Consider the following 17,487-nt stretch of genomic DNA (forward strand, 5'->3'; position numbering starts at 1 on the left):
TTTTGATTTCGAATTTATTAAAGAAACGAAACGGATAGCTATCAGCTTCGCGCTCCGAGCTTCCTGCTCAAAACGGGGTGGTATTTGTCGGTATTTTACCATAGTTGAAGTTTGAATGTCGTAATGTTTAAAAGCTTATCCTCGCAATTTAACACATGGGTATTTATGGGTATTTATGGGTATTTATGGGTATTTTAACTATTTGTTTTTGTCTTGCTTCCTGATTATTCACTATGTGTTTATTTTTTCACGGTGTGAATGGGCTCGCTAAAGCTCGGTCTTATATCTTGATTCTATTTTGGGCGCTCCCTGCGGGCCGGGCTATCCCTGCCCGCCCGGCAGGCGGGCGCTCATACTGCACCGGCCTTAGCCACAGGGCCGGTATCCCTGCCTGCCGGCAGGCAGGCGCTGCTATCCATTAGGTTTGTTTTAGATTTGAAAGATATCGCAAGCCAGAGGTGAACCATGTTCTATCGTAGGTGTAGAGACCTAATTAGGGATTCGGTCCTCTGACTCTGCTATGCTCAGGGCTTTAATAGAAATTCAGGCATCAGGGCCTATTATCATGGATATAAGCGATAAGCATAACTGCGATACTCTCTAACAACTCAAAATTAAACATTATGAAGCAGTTTTCTTTTTTTACAGGTATCGATGTGTCTAAACTATGGCTGGATATTGCAGTTCTAAGCGCTACCGATGGTATCGTTTATCAGGCCAAGATCAATAATAACGCAAAAGATATCCGAATCTTTCTCAGAGAACTTAAAAAGCTCTTGAAAACCGAAATAACCCAACATCTTTTCTGCATGGAACATACCGGTAAATATGGCAACGCTTTTCTTGCTGTAGCTGCAGTTGCCGGTGCGGAAGTTTGGGTAGAACTACCTCTCCAGATCAAGAGAAGCCAGGGACTGGTCAGAGGTAAGACAGACCAGTGGGACGCAGTTCGCATTGCCAAATATGCACTCCGGTTTGCTGATAAAGCAGTCTTTTGGAAACCTGCCGATCAAACCATTCTGGACATCAAGGAGCTTCAGGTAAAAAGGAACCGGCTGGTCAAAGCACATTCACAACTTGTTCAGGAGAACAAGAACGATCCTTTGTTCAAAAAGCCTTTACTGGCCCTGAAACAAGCCATTGAAGCTATTGAACTAAAGATGGAACAGCAACTTGAACAAAATGAAGATGCCTGCCATCAATACAAATTACTAAAAACAGTACCAGGCATCGGTAAACAAACAGCGCTGGCATTGATCGCCGTTACCAATGGCTTTACCAGGTTAACCGAGAGCAGAAAGCTAAGCTGTTATGCCGGTCTTGCTCCATTTCCTTATAGTTCGGGAAGCTCTGTTAAAGGCAGAACCAAAGTCTCTAAAATGGGAGATATGAAGCTCAAGGTATTGCTAAACCTTTCAGCATGGAACGCTATTCGTTCCATCAGTGCTTTTAAAGATTATTTCAAAAGAAAGGTCGGCGAGGGTAAACATAAAATGTCCGTTATCAATGCTATTCGAAACAAACTGCTTGCACTGGCTTTAGCTGTCATTAAAAGAAACAGTCCTTTTGAAAAAAACTACACTTTTTCTTGATTATGCCATAGAAATCCCTAACGCATTTTTAGCCAAAGCCCGAAGTCAGGAGTCTTTTGGGGCTCAGGGCTCCAGACTCACGACTTCCTTCACCAGGGGGGAAATTGTAAGAAATTTTTACGATCTTTTTGCTTTCTGCTTCGCGCTTCAAACTTCAAGCTCTATGTTACAATATACCAAAAATCGGTGGATTATCCAAGTCAGAATATCTTCACCGCAGCATTAATTCTCAAATAAAATCTTCCCACGGCGACGTTCCTGCCTATCTTTGCAACATTAGATGAACACCCCTGATATCAAACGATACTTCCTGCTGATCCTCATATTGGGCCTCGTAACAGCGCTGAGCCCGTTCTCGATCGATATGTACCTGCCGGCTTTCCCGGCCATTGCCGCCGACCTGCATTGCCCTGTATCGCGCGTACAACTATCGCTCACCAGCTATTTCATTGGTATTGCTTTGGGGCAGCTTATTTATGGCCCGCTGCTCGACAGGTTTGGCAGAAAGAAGCCTTTGTATATCGGCTTGTGCATCTATGTGCTGGCATCGCTGGGTTGTTCGGTTACCCGGTCGGCCAATATGCTCATCGGCATGCGCCTGTTACAGGCATTGGGCAGTTGCGGCGGCATGGTGGCTGCCCGCGCCCTGGTACGTGATCTGTTCCCTGTTAACGAAATTGCTAAGGTATTCTCCCTGCTACTGCTGGTAATCGCTGTTTCGCCGCTGTTGGCGCCAACCATCGGCAGCTATGTAAGCGCAGCCCTCGGATGGCATGCGGTATTTATCATTTTAACAGCCATATCTGTGTTTATTTTACTGGCCAGTTGGTTCTGGCTTCCCGAAGGGCGCGGACCAAATATTGAACACTCTCTAAAGCCTAAACCCATTATCGAGAGCTTTTACAGCGTATTTAAACATCCGCAGTTTTATACTTATGCTATTACAGGCGGCATTGCATCGGCAAGCCAGTACGCTTACTTATCCGGCTCGTCGGATGTGTTTATTGATGTATTTCATTTCAGCCAGCACCAGTACGGGTGGACGTTTGCCTGTATCGCTGCCGGACTGATCGGCTGCAGCCAGATCAACAGCCTGTTTTTAAGATATTTCACCAGCAGGCAGATCATTAAAGTAGCGCAAGCCATGCAATGCCTTATCGGGGTAACCTTGTTCGCGTTAACCTATTACGGCATTATCAACGCAGCCGGGATGATCGCACTGATCTTTCTGTTTCTAAGTGCGCAGGGATTTATATCACCCAACGCTTCGGCGCTGTCGTTAACGCCATTCCCGCACAATGCCGGCACGGCATCTGCATTGATGGGCACCTTGCAAATGGGCATTGGTGCATTTGCATCAGCTATGGTAAGTGTACTAAACAATGGCACCGCTTTACCTATGACGGGCATCATGGCCGTTTGTACCGTATGCGCTTTGTTATTACTGTTTATTGGTGGCAGCCGCCTTACAAAAACAGAAACTGCAACAGGTTATCCGGATACAGTCAAAATGCCTTTGGAGCACTGAGATTTATTCTCTATATTTCCTCAAACATCAAAAAATGAAAAAAGCCTCCTTATTAGTTCTGTTCTCAGTCGTTTTTACGTCTTACACATTCGCTCAGACAGAAAGGGTTATAGGCCCGGCAGAGAAAAAAATGACGGATACTGTTTGCAATTGTCTGACCAGGCTCGACATGAAAAAGATCACCAATAAAGCAGAGGCAAATGCCGCAATGACTAACTGCATTACGCTGCATCTTGATATGTTTAAAAACGTGATAGACGAGCGGAATGTAGATATTAACGACAGGCAGGCCATGACAAAAGTTGGGATTGACATTGGCGCAAATATGATGAAGAATGGCTGTGAGGGCTTTATAAAAGTATCCAGCATATTGGCGCAGGACGAAGTAGACAACAAAGGCGAAACCGGAACCACATCCGGGGTACTTAAACGAATTGATAACAAAGGATTTAATTATTTCGCGATCACGGATATCAACAAATCCGAAAAATCGTTTATATGGTTGCGGGAGTTCCCCGGTTCGGAGAAATTTACCAATGGCCTTGGCGATTATGCGGGCAGGAAAGTCAAAATAAAATGGGATGAAATAGAAGTTTATTTGCCTGCCGCCAAAGGGTATTATAAAGTAAAAGAGATAGTAGAACTTACTTTGGAGTAAGAGCCCTTGCGCTCGTTTACAACGAGCGCTTAATATAAGTTCGCTTTATAATACGACTTCTTACACTCATTTGCGACGAGTGCTTAACAAGGCTTGCGTTTGTAACGCAAGCGTACTATCTTTAGTTCATGTCCGACCAATACCGTGTACGTAATCACGAAGCTATTCACTTCTTAACTTTCACAATAGTCGACTGGATAGACATTTTTACCCGGCCCGCTTACAAAAATCTGATTATCGAATCATTGGCCTATTGTCAACAACAAAAAGGATTAGAATTATATGCATATTGTTTAATGACCAATCATTTGCATCTGTTAGCTTCCGCAACAGAGCCAGGCAAGCTCTCTGATATTGTACGCGACTTTAAAAAGCATACCAATAAAAAGATCATTCAATTAATCGGCGAAGAAAACGAAAGCCGGCGTGATTGGATGCTATATCGTTTTGAATACCATGCTAAATACAATAACCGCATTCAAGATTATAAAGTTTGGCAGGATGGTTACCATGCCATTGAATGCAGCACTAATCAAATAATAGATCAAAAGTTGAACTATATCCATCAAAATCCAGTCAGAGCACAGATTGTTAGTGAACCCGAGCACTATATCTATAGTTCGGCTATTGATTATGCCGGCGGCAAGGGATTGTTAGATATAATTCTGCTTTCTTAGCGGCGTTACAAACGCCTGAACACGTTAAGCGCTCGCTATAAGCGAGCGCAAGAAATAATAATATTGCGCTCGTTTGCAACGAGCGCTTAACCTGGCTTCGCGTTTGTAACGCGTCACGACCTAATTTATCACTACCGCGCCTTTAGCCGCCTTAACCGCATCACTTTTCACATTTGTGCCGCTAACGGCAATACCTGTCGATTTCGCTCCTTCGGCCGAAATGAACGTTTTAGCAGTTGCATCAAAACCCATATTGCTGATGTGGATATTGCCGGCATTATTTAAGGTAAACACCGTTTTATCAGGCGAAATGATCTTTACATTTTTTAAGGTAAGGTCGCTTGCTTCGGTGGCATAAATGGCTTTATCTGCGGAGATCGTCACATCGGTAAGGTCGATCCTGCTTACCGGCATTTGTGGTAAACCGATGATCGATACCGCGATCTTAGCATTGGTACAATACAGGTTACTGATGTGAAAATCCTGGAAGACGGGCGTCTTATCGGTAGCTGCCGGGGCTGGCGCATTACTGCCGCCGGGGCGCTTATCCTCGTAATAGCTGCTGAACAGGATTGCTTCGTTCAATATATCGCGCATAAAGATATGATCGATATACACGTTGTGTACCAGGCCGCCCCTGCCCTCGTTACTTTTTACACGGATGCCTATATCTGTATTTACAAAATTATTGTTGGTTACCCAGATGTTGTTCATCCCGGCATCGGTATTGCTGCCGATCACAAAGCCGCCGTGAGCATGATAAACGATATTTTCGGCAATGATCACATTCTCTAAACCGGCTGTACCCTTTTCGGTTGTCCCGCTCGATTTCATGCAGATCCCGTCATCGCCTGCATGCACTGTGCAGTGGTAAACGATGGCATTTTTACAACTCGAAAGATCGATAGCATCGCCATTCTGCGCGTAATACTCGTTTTCGATCTTTACATTACGAACAATCAGGTTGGTGATATTTTTAGGGTTGAAGGCAAAATTGGGCGAGTTTTTAAAGGTCGGCCCGTCGATCAGTACATTTTTGCTGCTGGCTATGCTAACTTCAATAGGGCGCAGGCGGTCGTTCTCCGATCCTTCTTTGGTCGGGTACCACATATCACCGGCCGGGGTTAATACACCACCCGATTTGGTCAGGTCGTTCCACAAGGTAGGCGCGGCTTTGCTCTTTTTTAACGGGCGCCAGGTATCGCCGGCACCATCAAAAATACCGTTCCCGGTTATGGCTACGTTCTCCAGTTTTTCGCCGTACAGTTGCGGTTTGCCGCGGCCGCCTGTCATCACGAACAACGAATGATCGCTGCTGAACATCACCAGCGTCCCCCACTCGGTATGCAGGTTTACGTTGCTTTTCATCTCGATCGGCCCGGTCAACCACGCGCCGGAAGGGATGAGCACTGTACCGCCACCTGCTGCCGAACAGGCATCTATAGCTTTGGCGATGGCCTGTGTTGCAAGGGTATGCCCGTCGCCTACCGCGCCATAGTCTTTGATATTAAAGGTACGATCGGCAAATTTTGGCTCGGCAATGGTGCCCATTTTAAAAGGTGCGTTGGCTACGTACCAGGCCATATCATGCTGTTGCTGCGCTGCCACAGTTAGTCCGGCAAGCATCAGCAATGCGGATAAAATCGGTTTGATATTCATAAAGCAGTATGTTTTTAATGTGGTTTATATTGAGGCAAATACCTCTGCGGAACAATGCTAACGAGTTTTTGCCTTTTAACGAATGAATAAGACCGATTTATTTATGCAATCGTTCCCGGTAACGATTCCAATAACATATTCTTTTATTTAACAGCAATTTGTACTTTTGCATACCAAATCCACTGTCAGTCATGGTAGTATAAACGGTCTGCTTTTTTGTTTTTGAAGTCAACCCCGACTTTGCAGACCTGCGATCTTACCATCTCATGGCCATTCGGCCAGCTATGTTTCATTCTATTTTATTAACATAAATAAATTCAGGCTTTATGACAGCACCTAACCCTGCGGAACTATATCCGTTAGCAAACTATAACAAACTTGTATTTCTTAAAAACATCATCTCAAACCCAAACATTATGGTTGGCGATTATACCTATTACGATGATTTCACCGATCCGCATAATTTCGAAAAGAACGTACTGTATCATTTCGATTTCATCGGCGACAAGCTCATTATCGGTAAGTTTTGCGCCATAGCAAGCGGTGTTAAATTTATGATGAACGGCGGCAATCACGAAACTTCACCTATCTCTACCTACCCTTTCGGGATTTTTGGCCATGGTTGGGACAAAGTAAACGAAGGGTTTACTCTTACAGAAAAATACAAAAGCAAAGGTGATACCATCATCGGTAACGATGTATGGATAGGACACGATGCACTAATCATGCCCGGAGTAAAAATCGGCAACGGCGCCATCATTGCCACACGCGCAGTTGTCACTAAAAATGTACCCGATTACGCTATTGCAGGCGGCAACCCGGCAATAGCGATCCGTACCCGTTTTACAGATGCGGATATTGCGCGTTTGCTGGACATTGCCTGGTGGGACTGGCCGGTTGAAAAGATAACGGAGCATTTGCACCTCATCAACTCGGCCGATATTGATGCGCTCGAAAAGGTGAGCCGGTAGTTATTGGCAGGTATTTTGCTTGATGTTTGATTATTTACATCCACCAATTACAAACATCATGGCAAAATATTCAGAAAAAGCGGGCGAAAAGGTCGAGAAAACCATGCACGAAATGAAAGAGGGCAAGTTAAAAAGCGGCAGCGGAAAAAAAGTAACCAGCCGCAAACAGGCTGTTGCGATAGGCTTATCCGAAGCGCGTAAGGAAGGCGCCAAGGTGCCTAAGAAGAAATAGCCCCCTCTAAATCTCCCCCAGAAGGGGAGACTTAAAGAAGACTATTCAACTAATTTAAAGCCCTCCCTGCTAGGGAGGGTTTGGGTGGGGCTTACTTATCCGTTTTAGCGGCTGGTAATTCTTTTACCTCTTTCGAAGCCTTTTCTGTATCCATCATCTCCATCAGTTTTAAGCCTAACAAACCGCTTATCGGGCCGTCGGTACCATTGGCCCCGCCAATCAGTACATCAGGCATTACTTTGATCTGGCCCTTACCAATTTCTTCGGTGATCTTGAATTTGGTAAAGTTATCGCCGCCCATGGCCTTAACCTGTAACTCGTAAGCTTCGGCAGTTGATTTACCCACGGCCATGATCTTTTCGGCTTCAGCCAAACCTGTTTTTGAAATCCTTTCGGCATCGGCAGCAGCATTCAGCTTGGTCGATTCGGCTTGTGCGGCAGCCCTTACACGGGTAGCCTCACCTTCGGCTTCAGCCCTCATCTTGGTGGCAGCAGCTTCGGCAGATACCTGTAACTTTAAGCTGGTAGCTTCACCTTCCGATTTTTTAACAGCGGCATCGGCAGTACGTTGGGCAATTTCCACGCTTTGTTGTGCCTTTACAATTTCTTTTTGTATCTCGGCAATAGCGGTTTCTTTTTCCACGCCCTGGCGTTGTACCTGTGCCATCCGTTGTGTTTCGTAAGTTTTTTCTTCTTCCTGGGCTATTTTACGGTCGGTTAAGGTCTTCATCAGCGCTTCCGGCGGAACGATATCACCTATCAGCGTGTCCACAGCGTTCACGTTATACTCTTCCAACACCACCGAGATATGTTGTTTGGCCGATTCCTGCCTTTCCTTACGGGTGATCAGGAAGGAGATCACATCGCTGTCCTGGGCCGAGTTACGGAAGTAGTTGCCGATAGTTGGCTCCAGCACCTGCGATACCAGGTTGAGCATACTACCAAACCTTGCAATTACCTTTGGCGCTTCGTTTGCCGGGATATGAATGATCTGTGCCACATCCAGGTTAAAAGGGAAACCATCTTTAGACCGCACCGTAATGGTACACAAGTTTTTATCCAAATTGTGCGACTCGCTCCGGGCATTAGCCCAGTTTAACACCAGGTTAGTGGTTGGCACCAGTTCTACCTTCATGGTAAAGGTATTGATAGGGTACCTGCCAGGGCCAAGCGGTTCCATCCACACGCCACGGAAGCCTTTGCCAACAATGTTACCATGTTTAAAGTGCTCACCGGTCAAATCTTTACCATCCTCACCAATGTAGGATATTACCACGCCTACATAACCAATAGGTACTTCAGTCATAGGTATCTCCTCAATCTGTACGGCCCATTTGTTAACGTTATACGAGCCTGCCAGGATGATCTGAGGTTGCAGACCGCGGTTACCGCCATTATTTAAAAAGGCGTCGATATCCTGAAAGTTATTATGACCCTCAATGTTTTTACCGGCTATCTGGCCTATAGTGATGGGCAAACCATCAAGCACCGTGATCACACCTACCATGCTCTCTTTGATCGTGGTCATATCGGCAACTGTCACCTCAAACGCATAGGTATTGATGCGGTAGGTACCGGCGGTAATAATGGTAGTTTGACGGCCTTTCTGACCGCCATTGGCCAAAAACTGCTCAGCATCCTGGAAGTTATCGCACTCCACTTTACGGCCCAGGATGTTGCCGGTTGGTATTTCGGCGCCGTCCTTGGCCATTACCAAACCTATTTTCCCTACCGGGATAACCGTGAACGGCTCCAGCACAATGGTGTATTGCCACGGGAACAAACGCCAGTACATACCCGGCGCCAGCGTACGGGCCTGGTAGCCGGCCTCGCCTTTAGTGGCGATAAAGTGGCCGTCGGGCAAGGCTTTGTTCTCGCCGTAGAGCACGAATTTTTTGGTCACCAAACCAATGCGGTCCTCCGGAATGATCACCATACCGAAGATGATCCGCAAAATGGTTTTGTACAATACTAAACACAATACGGGTATTACTACCCACCAATAAGATTCAAAATAGTTCATATGATTTCTTGATTTAAGTTGGCACCAAATTCGGTACAGAAACCGCTTTCAGCAAGTAAAATCAATCAAAAACACATAAACCGTCTGCATCACACTTCGATATAAAATATTCGGAAAAACAGCCTTAAACTTTAAAACCTATACCCTTAACACAAAAAAAAGCCGATAATTACAAATTTTGCAATTATCGGCTTTAGGTTATTTTTCGCCTGAATTTTCAGCGTCGCTTTCGCGGATAAAAATCAAGCTGTTTTCTGCCCAAAACAGGGCTTATGGCAAATTATTTTACATTGAAGGCTACCAAATAATCGCCCCAAACAAACGATACTTTACCCGATTTTTCAATGCTGAATTTCAATTTTTCGGATGTTTCGGGAGCCTTGGCCGTTTTAACGGTAATACGCAAAACATCGGTTTTACTGCCCGTTGCCTCATCGAGGGTATAATTAAGCCCCCATATCTTCCATACGCTGTTAAATATCACTACACATTCCTTTTCGCCCGGAATGGTGTACAAGCCGTATTTACCTGCGGGCAGCTCTTTACCTTCAATTTTAACGGCCTTGCTGAATTCGATAGTAGTGGCTTCATTAGCGCCTGTGCGCCATACTTTACCATTAAACGGCGCTATCTCGTTACCAACAGTACGGCCTTTCAGGCTTGGCTGGCTGTAAGCGATGGTAATATCCACACCGTTTTTGGTTACTGCCTTAACAGTATCAGGCGGACTTGGCCTTGGCCCCTTTTTCTGTGCTGAGGCATTGAACGCGGTGAATACTCCCGCGATGATGAGCATACATAATAATAACTTTTTCATCTGTATTGATTTTAAATTGATACTCCGAATTTATGGATAAATACGACTTGTTTTTAACTGTACGGCCAGCAAATTCTTTTTTATGACAAAATTACGATCAGCCATGGCCGCCGCAAACGCGTGCATAGCCTTATTAAATACCGCTATGGCCTGATTATCGAAGTTGGGCTTAGTAAAATATGTCCTGTCGCTTTTCAGGTATTTGTCAATACATTCGATTTGATATTCTGTCAGGTCAAATTTTTCGGCTTTTTCCAAAACCTCTGTTAATCGCGGGAGCATCTTATCTTCAAAAAATTTTACATTCAACAGTATCGAATATATTTCGTTAAACCGCCTCTCGCCATAAATAGGGTTCATCGCATTCATGACCTCATTGTACAATTGCAGGTCATGCCGGGTTTCGGCTTCAGCGGCAAACATATCCAGGTAATGTTTTTCGAGTTCGGCCTGCTTTTCGGCCGGGCTTACATTGTGGTAAAAAAATGCGAACACCTTTTTATCAAGTTCCTTCAGTTCGTGCTCAGCGGCCTTCAGTTCGGGTGTAAGCTGCCCCTGTATATCTAAGGCACGCTTATATGAGTATTTCACACCGTCAAAATCAAACGACCGGATACCCGTTGCTTTATCACTTATCTTAATCAGTGTTTCGATATCGGCTTTCAAACTGTTTATCCTTGCCGGGAGTCCGCAGTTCGCGTCGCTAAAGAGCTCGTTAAAAGTATAACCGCCCTGATCGCTTTTTATCACCTCGCCGGTATCAAACGGCCCTATCTCACGGCTATCATAATACCCTTTGTACTCTTCGGCAAACCTGCCGGCGGCAAGGTTATCAAATTCCTTTATAAATACGTCCGGATCGATCATTTGCGGCTTGGCTTTAAAGGTCACCGTTTCGTACATCTTATCCGTCATACTGGTCTGTAGCTGTTCAGCTTCTGCGAAAAGCGTCCACGCACTATCTGTAATAGTGTTTGTTGCTAAATTCAACTCTTTCAACCTCTTTTCCCTGTCGTGTAATGAAGGGTGCGATGCCCATTGATCTTTGATGGTTATGCGGCTCCGGCTTAAAAACATGGTGCCATCTTCGGACATCTGTAGATCGTCATTTTTAACGGTAATATTATGCTCCCCGGCAAACAATTTAAGCAGCATACGCTGCTGCAGATAAAAGTTAGCCGACCTTAAATTGGCCGGTACGCTATTGTGGCAATAATTCAATACATTATTATAACATACCTGACCGATGTTGAGTTTTTTTAATGAAGTAACGAGTGGCACCGTGCCACTTACTGAAGCCGCAACGGCATCGGCATTATACTCCATTTCGATAGATAATGCTGAATAGGATTTATTGATAACGATATAAACCTGCCGCAATATGGCTTGTATGCCGCTAATGATATGTGTTGTTAAGTAGGCGAATATGCGAAAGTAAGAGCTAACCCGAGCCCAGGAATCAAGAGTATCAGCATAACTTTGATTATCATAAAGCATTTTGTAGATGACGTTGTTTACGTTATATACGTAAACGCCAAACTTCATGCTCTGCTGCGAAAAATGTCCAAACTCGTGCGCCAGCACAGCTTTAAATTCGCTTACGTTAATGACGTTGACCAGTCCAAGGCCGATGCGTAAATTCTTTTTGACGGGCAAAAACATGCTCCAGAAATTCGAATCGTAGAAGACACTGGCGTTCACATCGTCAGACAGATATATTTTTTTAGGGAATGGTGCTTGGGTTTCCTGGCTTATCCTGCGTACAAAAGCAAAAAGCCCTGGCTGTTCGCTCTCAGCGACTTCAATAAAACGGCTGGTGTCGGTTTTGGCATATGTAAATACAAACCGTAGTAAAAAATAGATCACCATTACTCCAACACCCGCCATACCCAAACCTAATATCGCAGTTATAAACTGTGGTGCCATGCGGTAAAACGCCAAGCCGGCATATCCACATAGTATCGCTAAACAGACTGCCAACGCTAACAGAACAATGTAAGTTATCACAAAAAGTACAATGGTAGCAGTAGTCTTTAAAACACCTGCGCGGAAGGCCGGCGTAGTATCAAATATTTTTTCATCAACACCTTGCGGGGCTAAAGGATATGCAAATTGCGGTTCCATGGCATTTACTTCCCGGTAAAAGTATCGATCATCTTCATTACGATAATGGCATCTTTAATGGAGCACAGGTTTTCGGCCTCACCCCTGAAATACTGCACCATGCGTTCTATCATCGGTTGCTGGATGTGCTCCGGGTGATCAAAATCAACTACCTGCACCTCTTCTTCGTCCTCATTGTGCCAAACTACGGTTTTACCGAAGAACGGGAAACTGATGCTGCCCTCGCTGCCTACGATCATGCATTCGTCTATCTCCTCATTTTCGTCCACATTAAAGCTCCACGAACCGTTCAGCACCACGCTGTTCGGGAACAAGGCAAGCCCGGCCACATGATCATCGGCAGTGGTGTTTTTGGATTGGTTGAGCGAGAAGCCGTACATTTTTTCGGGCACGCCGAAGAAATACAGCATCAGGTCGAGCTGGTGCGGCGCCAGGTCGTGGAAATAGCCACCGCCCGAAACAGCAGGGTTAACACGCCAGTTATCCTTGGTTTGGGTAATCAGGTTGGGTTTGCGGCTTTGCCACATCCTGATCTGCACGGTACGCACATCGCCTATGGCTTTTTTATCCAGCAAATCTTTCACAAACAAAAACATCGGCACCGCGCGGCGGTAGTGTGCCACGGTCAGTTTAGCTGTCGATTGTTTTAACGCTACAGCGATATCTTCTGCTTCTGCCCTGTTTAAAGTAACAGGCTTTTCAATGTAAACATTTAAACCACGTTTTAAAGCATCAATAGCGTAATCCTTATGATTCAACGGCGGTGTAGCAATGTATACCGAATTGATCTCAGGATCGTCCATCAGTTCATCGGCATTGCTATACCATTTGCTTACACCATGGCGGCTGGCATAATCGGCAGCCTTTCCGGCATCGCGGCGCATTACGGCTATCAATTTACTATTGGGCACTTTATTAAATGCCGGGCCGCTCTTTTTTTCGGTTACATCGCCGCAGCCGATGATGCCCCATGTTATTAGCCCACCAGCCCCCTGAAGGGGGAGTTTATTGTCCTCTTTCATTTTGTTTTTTTAGGTAATGGCACCTTGCTTATAAGTTCCCCCTTAGGGGGTTAGGGGGTTAATATTTTCTCTATCTGCTGTAATTCCTCTGCGCTAAAGCTAATGTTCTCCAGGCATTTCAGCGAATCGGTTAATTGCTCGGGGCGGCTTGCGCCGATAAGCACACTGGTTACGCGTTCGTCTTTCAATATCCAGGCCAGGGCCATTTGTGCCAGGCTTTGGCCTCGGTTGATGGCGATATCATTCAGCTTCCTGATTTGCGCCAGGCGCTCTTCGGTGATATTGTTTTCGGTTAAAAAGCCAACGCCTTTGGCTACGCGCGAGTCGGCCGGTATACCGGATAAATACTTATTTGTTAACAAGCCCTGAGCCAGCGGCGAAAATGGTATACAACCTACGCCTTCGCTACCCAACAGATCGAGCAAACCTTCGGTCTCTACCCAGCGTTCAAACATGGAGTATTTGGGTTGGTGGATCAGGCATGGTGTACCTAAACGCTTTAATATACTGAAAGCTTCGGCAGCTTCTTTTGGGCGATAATTGGAGATGCCCACATACAAAGCTTTGCCCTGGCGAACGATCAGGTCGAGCGCGGCCATGGTTTCTTCGAGCGGGGTATCGGGGTCGGGGCGGTGATGGTAGAAGATATCTACATAATCCAGGCCCATACGCTTCAAACTTTGGTCGAGGCTGGCTACGAGGTTTTTCTTCGACCCCCATTCGCCGTAAGGCCCCGGCCACATATAATAACCGGCTTTGGTAGAGATGATCAGTTCATCGCGGTACGCTGCAAAGTCCTCTTTCAATATCCTGCCAAAATTGATCTCGGCCGAACCCGGCGGCGGGCCGTAATTGTTGGCCAGGTCGAAATGGGTTACGCCCGCATCGAAAGCAGTATGCAGGGTTTTGCGATAGGTGGACATGGTGTCCACATCGCCGAAGTTATGCCACAGGCCCAGTGAAACGGCCGAGAGCCGGATGCCGCTTTTACCGCAGCGGCGGTAGATCATCTTTGAATATCTTTCGGTAGATGCAATATAAGTCATAGTATACTTTACGGGTTTTGGTTGCAGTAAAAATAGTGTTTAAGTCGGAAGTCAGAAATACTGAAAGAAACGAAAATGGAAGAATTAACAGACCAAAACTGCACATTAACTATAGCGATGGGTTTCAAACCCATCGCTACGAAGAAGCCTGCGCTAATAATTGCACCAGAACCGACCCGATAACCATCGGGCCGACAAGGTACCACCGCTTAAAAATAGGCCATCCGATGTTGCCGAACGCAGCTGTTTTGGCAATAAAATTTTCTACAATTGTAACTAACAGGGTATTATATTCGTCAAAAAACAAACATTGCGGCACTGTTAATAACTTTTTTTAAAAAATATGTCAACAGAGTTTCAAATGTGGTTTTTTAGCAACATTTTTATATGTTTGCTCGTTCTATCCTGAATAAATCATAGAATCGAGGTATATATACATAGATGAGACAACTCAAGATAACACAATCCATTACCAACCGTGAGTCGCAGTCTTTAGACAAATATCTACACGAGATCGGTAAGGTTGACCTGATTACAGCAGAAGAAGAAGTAATACTTGCACAGAAAATAAGAGAAGGCGACCAGGCCGCTCTCGAACGTCTAACCAAAACCAACCTGCGTTTTGTGGTATCTGTTGCAAAACAATACCAGAACCAGGGTTTAACACTGGGCGATCTGATTAACGAGGGTAACCTCGGCTTGATCAAAGCTGCCAAACGTTTCGACGAGACCAAGGGTTTCAAATTCATTTCGTACGCCGTATGGTGGATACGCCAGAGCATTTTGCAGGCCATTGCCGAGCAAAGCCGTATAGTACGTTTGCCATTGAACCAGGTGGGCTCGCTGAGCAAGATCAGTAAGGCTTTCAGTAAACTGGAGCAGGAATACGAACGCGAACCATCGCCCGAAGAACTGGCCGATATACTGGAAACTACCGTTGATAAAATATCCGACACGCTGAGCAACTCGGGCCGCCATGTGAGTATGGACGCGCCGTTTGTACAGGGCGAAGAAAATACATTGCTGGACGTATTGGAAAACCATGAGCCAAATACCGACTCGAACCTGATCAACGAATCGCTGTCCGAAGAGATCAAACGTTCGCTCTCGACTTTAACCGAACGCGAAAAGGAGATCATTGTGCTGTTCTTTGGCTTGGGTACCAATCACCAGCTATCGCTCGAAGAGATCGGTGAGAAATTTAACCTGACACGCGAACGTGTTCGCCAGATAAAAGATAAGGCTTTGCAGCGATTGAGGCATACATCGAGAAGTAAGATCTTAAAATCGTACTTAGGATAAAAAAAGACAAAGCCCCGGATTGCCGGGGCTTTTTTATTACATTAGTTTAATGTGGAACAACCGCCATCTTATCCGGATATTTTATAAACCTATCTTTATTATCAGCATCCTGTTCAGTTGCGGGTCGGTACGGCTGGTGCAGTTGGCCGGCTGGAGTTTCCTGTTGATGGCTTTGCTGCTTAAAATTTCCGGGTATGGCCTTATTATGGGTTATCAGTATTTAATGTCGCAAAAAACATTTTACTATTACCGCAACGCCGGCGTTAGTATGCGGATGATGTACCTGCAAACCTATACTTTCGACTTTGCCATTTATACAATAATGCTCATCCTCTTATACTTGTTTAAATAATGGCGTCCGTCCTTAAGGCCGATAGCATCGAGATCAGTTTTGATGAGCGTAAAATACTACAAGGCATTTACCTGCAATGCAGCCAGGGAGAAGTATTGGGTTTACTGGGCCGCAACGGCTGTGGGAAATCGACCATGCTCAAAGTGATATTCGGCAGTGTCACACCATCGCACAAGTATGTAGCTATAGATAATGTATTTGTAGCCAAAGGGTATTTAAACAACCGGGTAGCTTATTTACCGCAACATCATTACCTGCCTTCGGGCGTAAAGTTTTCCAAACTGGCCAAACCGGTAGTCGACCCGCTGTTGTGGGATGAGTTCAGCAGTTTCCCGGTCTATCAACATTATCACGATAAAACTACAGACGATGTTTCGGGCGGCGAATGGCGCCAGCTCGAAATGCTGATGGTATTGTACAGCAGAGCCAGCTTTATTTTGCTGGATGAACCTTTCACACACATATCCCCAATGCAGATTGACGAGTTCAAATTAATCATCAGGGAGCGTGCCAAAACCCGCGGAATCATCGTTACCGATCATTACTACAAGCACATACTCGAGGTAAGCGACAGGCTGATGCTCATCAGCAATGGTTACACTGAGATGATAAATAACCGCGAAGATTTAGTGAAATACGGCTACCTTAGCGTATAAACATCTATACTTTATCATGACGATACCTATTTACCAGGCCGATGCTTTTACCGATCAGCTTTTTGGCGGTAACCCGGCCGCTATTTGCCCCTTAACCGAATGGCTCCCTGCCGAAACTATGCAAAAAATTGCAGCCGAAAATAATATCGCCGAAACCGCTTATTTTGTAAAGCAGGATGACGGCTATGGCCTGCGCTGGTTTACACCTGAACTGGAAATTGACCTTTGCGGCCACGCTACCTTAGCTACGGCACATATTTTATTTACCGAACTGGGGTATTCAGGCGCATCAATTAACTTTTACACCCAAAAGGCCGGGATTTTAGTGGTAACAAAACACGGCGATAAGTACACCCTCGATTTTCCTTCGCGGCCACCGCAAACTGCCATAGCACCTGCCGAACTGCTTACCGCACTTGGCGGTAAAACACCCGTCGAAGTTTTAAAATCGCGCGATTACTTTTTGGTTTACGAAACCGAGCAGGACATCCGCGATATTAAACCCGATTTTAACTTACTGGCAAAGGTTGATACCATAGGTGTTGTGGTAACCGCTGTTGGAGATGAGGCTGATTTTGTATCCCGCTTTTTTGCGCCGGCGGCCGGTATTAATGAGGACCCTGTAACCGGTTCGGCGCACTGCAACCTCATACCCTACTGGGCCGGTAAATTGGGCAAGGATAAGCTGCATGCTTACCAGATATCATCCCGCAGGGGTGAGCTGTGGTGCGAAAATAAAGCCGACAGGGTGTTGATGGCCGGCAAGGCTGTTACTTATTTGAAGGGGGAGATTCACGTTTGAGCTAAAAGCCTAAGGCTGAAAGCAGA

General features: G+C 45.5%; 16 protein-coding genes. 10 read left to right on the forward strand and 6 right to left on the reverse strand.

The features are described from left to right. Positions 1-623 precede the first annotated feature (623 nt). From BEL04_RS15590 to BEL04_RS15605, 4 genes are all read left to right on the forward strand, one after another. Positions 624-1,592, forward strand: coding sequence for a transposase (locus tag BEL04_RS15590; RefSeq protein ID WP_066005364.1), 969 nt, complete (start codon positions 624-626; stop codon positions 1,590-1,592). 280 nt (positions 1,593-1,872) lie between these two features. Continuing rightward, a complete protein-coding gene (locus BEL04_RS15595; RefSeq protein WP_066005716.1) occupies positions 1,873-3,120 on the forward strand; it encodes a multidrug effflux MFS transporter in 1,248 nt (415 codons plus the stop codon). Between the two features lie 130 nt (positions 3,121-3,250). Beyond that, positions 3,251-3,778, forward strand: coding sequence for a hypothetical protein (locus BEL04_RS15600; protein ID WP_175404092.1), 528 nt, complete (start codon positions 3,251-3,253; stop codon positions 3,776-3,778). Positions 3,779-3,906: 128 nt separating this feature from the next. Continuing rightward, the gene (locus BEL04_RS15605) at positions 3,907-4,455 is read left to right on the forward strand and encodes a transposase (protein ID WP_066005718.1); all 549 of its coding nucleotides are present in this window, start codon (positions 3,907-3,909) and stop codon (positions 4,453-4,455) included. 120 nt (positions 4,456-4,575) lie between these two features. Here the strand turns inward: BEL04_RS15605 and BEL04_RS15610 are convergent, their stop codons facing one another. Continuing rightward, a complete protein-coding gene (locus tag BEL04_RS15610; RefSeq protein WP_066005719.1) occupies positions 4,576-6,114 on the reverse strand; it encodes a glycoside hydrolase family 28 protein in 1,539 nt (512 codons plus the stop codon). Between the two features lie 326 nt (positions 6,115-6,440). On the opposite strand from BEL04_RS15610, the gene BEL04_RS15615 reads away from it, so the two are divergent. Both BEL04_RS15615 and BEL04_RS24400 read left to right on the forward strand, forming a co-directional pair. Next, positions 6,441-7,085 carry a CatB-related O-acetyltransferase gene (locus tag BEL04_RS15615; RefSeq protein WP_066005720.1) on the forward strand — a complete coding sequence of 215 codons (645 nt, stop codon included), beginning with the start codon at positions 6,441-6,443 and terminating at the stop codon, positions 7,083-7,085. Between the two features lie 58 nt (positions 7,086-7,143). Next, positions 7,144-7,317, forward strand: a complete 174-nt coding sequence (locus BEL04_RS24400; protein WP_175404093.1) for a DUF6496 domain-containing protein — start codon at positions 7,144-7,146, stop codon at positions 7,315-7,317. A gap of 91 nt (positions 7,318-7,408) precedes the next feature. On the opposite strand, the gene BEL04_RS15625 is transcribed toward BEL04_RS24400, so the two are convergent. The 5 genes from BEL04_RS15625 to mgrA all read right to left on the reverse strand — a co-directional run bounded on the left by BEL04_RS15625 (position 7,409) and on the right by mgrA (position 14,349). Then, entirely contained in the window at positions 7,409-9,340 is a 1,932-nt protein-coding gene (locus tag BEL04_RS15625; RefSeq protein WP_066005722.1) for an SPFH domain-containing protein, read from the reverse strand. A gap of 280 nt (positions 9,341-9,620) precedes the next feature. After that, positions 9,621-10,157, reverse strand: coding sequence for a DUF2911 domain-containing protein (locus BEL04_RS15630; RefSeq protein WP_066005723.1), 537 nt, complete (start codon positions 10,155-10,157; stop codon positions 9,621-9,623). Positions 10,158-10,187: 30 nt separating this feature from the next. Further along, positions 10,188-12,281, reverse strand: a complete 2,094-nt coding sequence (locus BEL04_RS15635) for a M48 family metallopeptidase (protein WP_066005724.1) — start codon at positions 12,279-12,281, stop codon at positions 10,188-10,190. A 5-nt stretch (positions 12,282-12,286) separates the two neighbouring features. Beyond that, positions 12,287-13,303 carry a Gfo/Idh/MocA family protein gene (locus BEL04_RS15640; RefSeq protein WP_066005725.1) on the reverse strand — a complete coding sequence of 339 codons (1,017 nt, stop codon included), beginning with the start codon at positions 13,301-13,303 and terminating at the stop codon, positions 12,287-12,289. Between the two features lie 50 nt (positions 13,304-13,353). Then, positions 13,354-14,349, reverse strand: a complete 996-nt coding sequence (mgrA, locus tag BEL04_RS15645) for an L-glyceraldehyde 3-phosphate reductase (protein WP_066005726.1) — start codon at positions 14,347-14,349, stop codon at positions 13,354-13,356. Between the two features lie 441 nt (positions 14,350-14,790). Here mgrA and BEL04_RS15650 point away from each other — a divergent pair, with 441 nt between their 5' ends. From BEL04_RS15650 to BEL04_RS15665, 4 genes are read left to right on the forward strand one after another with little or no spacing between them, the layout of a single operon-like run. Next, a complete protein-coding gene (locus BEL04_RS15650) occupies positions 14,791-15,651 on the forward strand; it encodes an RNA polymerase sigma factor RpoD/SigA (RefSeq protein WP_066005727.1) in 861 nt (286 codons plus the stop codon). Between the two features lie 49 nt (positions 15,652-15,700). Beyond that, complete coding sequence (locus BEL04_RS15655) at positions 15,701-16,003, forward strand: hypothetical protein (RefSeq protein WP_066005728.1); 303 nt, start codon at positions 15,701-15,703, stop codon at positions 16,001-16,003. After that, on the forward strand, positions 16,003-16,659 hold the full coding sequence (locus tag BEL04_RS15660; RefSeq protein WP_066005729.1) for an ATP-binding cassette domain-containing protein: 657 nt from the start codon (positions 16,003-16,005) through the stop codon (positions 16,657-16,659). The genes BEL04_RS15655 and BEL04_RS15660 overlap by 1 nt, the downstream gene beginning before the upstream one ends. 16 nt (positions 16,660-16,675) lie before the next feature. Continuing rightward, positions 16,676-17,461 (forward strand): PhzF family phenazine biosynthesis protein, encoded by a 786-nt coding sequence (locus BEL04_RS15665; RefSeq protein WP_066005730.1) that lies wholly within the window; start codon positions 16,676-16,678, stop codon positions 17,459-17,461. Positions 17,462-17,487 lie beyond the last annotated feature (26 nt).

The sequence above is a fragment of the Mucilaginibacter sp. PPCGB 2223 genome (assembly GCF_001705515.1).
Classification (GTDB): Bacteria; Bacteroidota; Bacteroidia; order Sphingobacteriales; family Sphingobacteriaceae; genus Mucilaginibacter.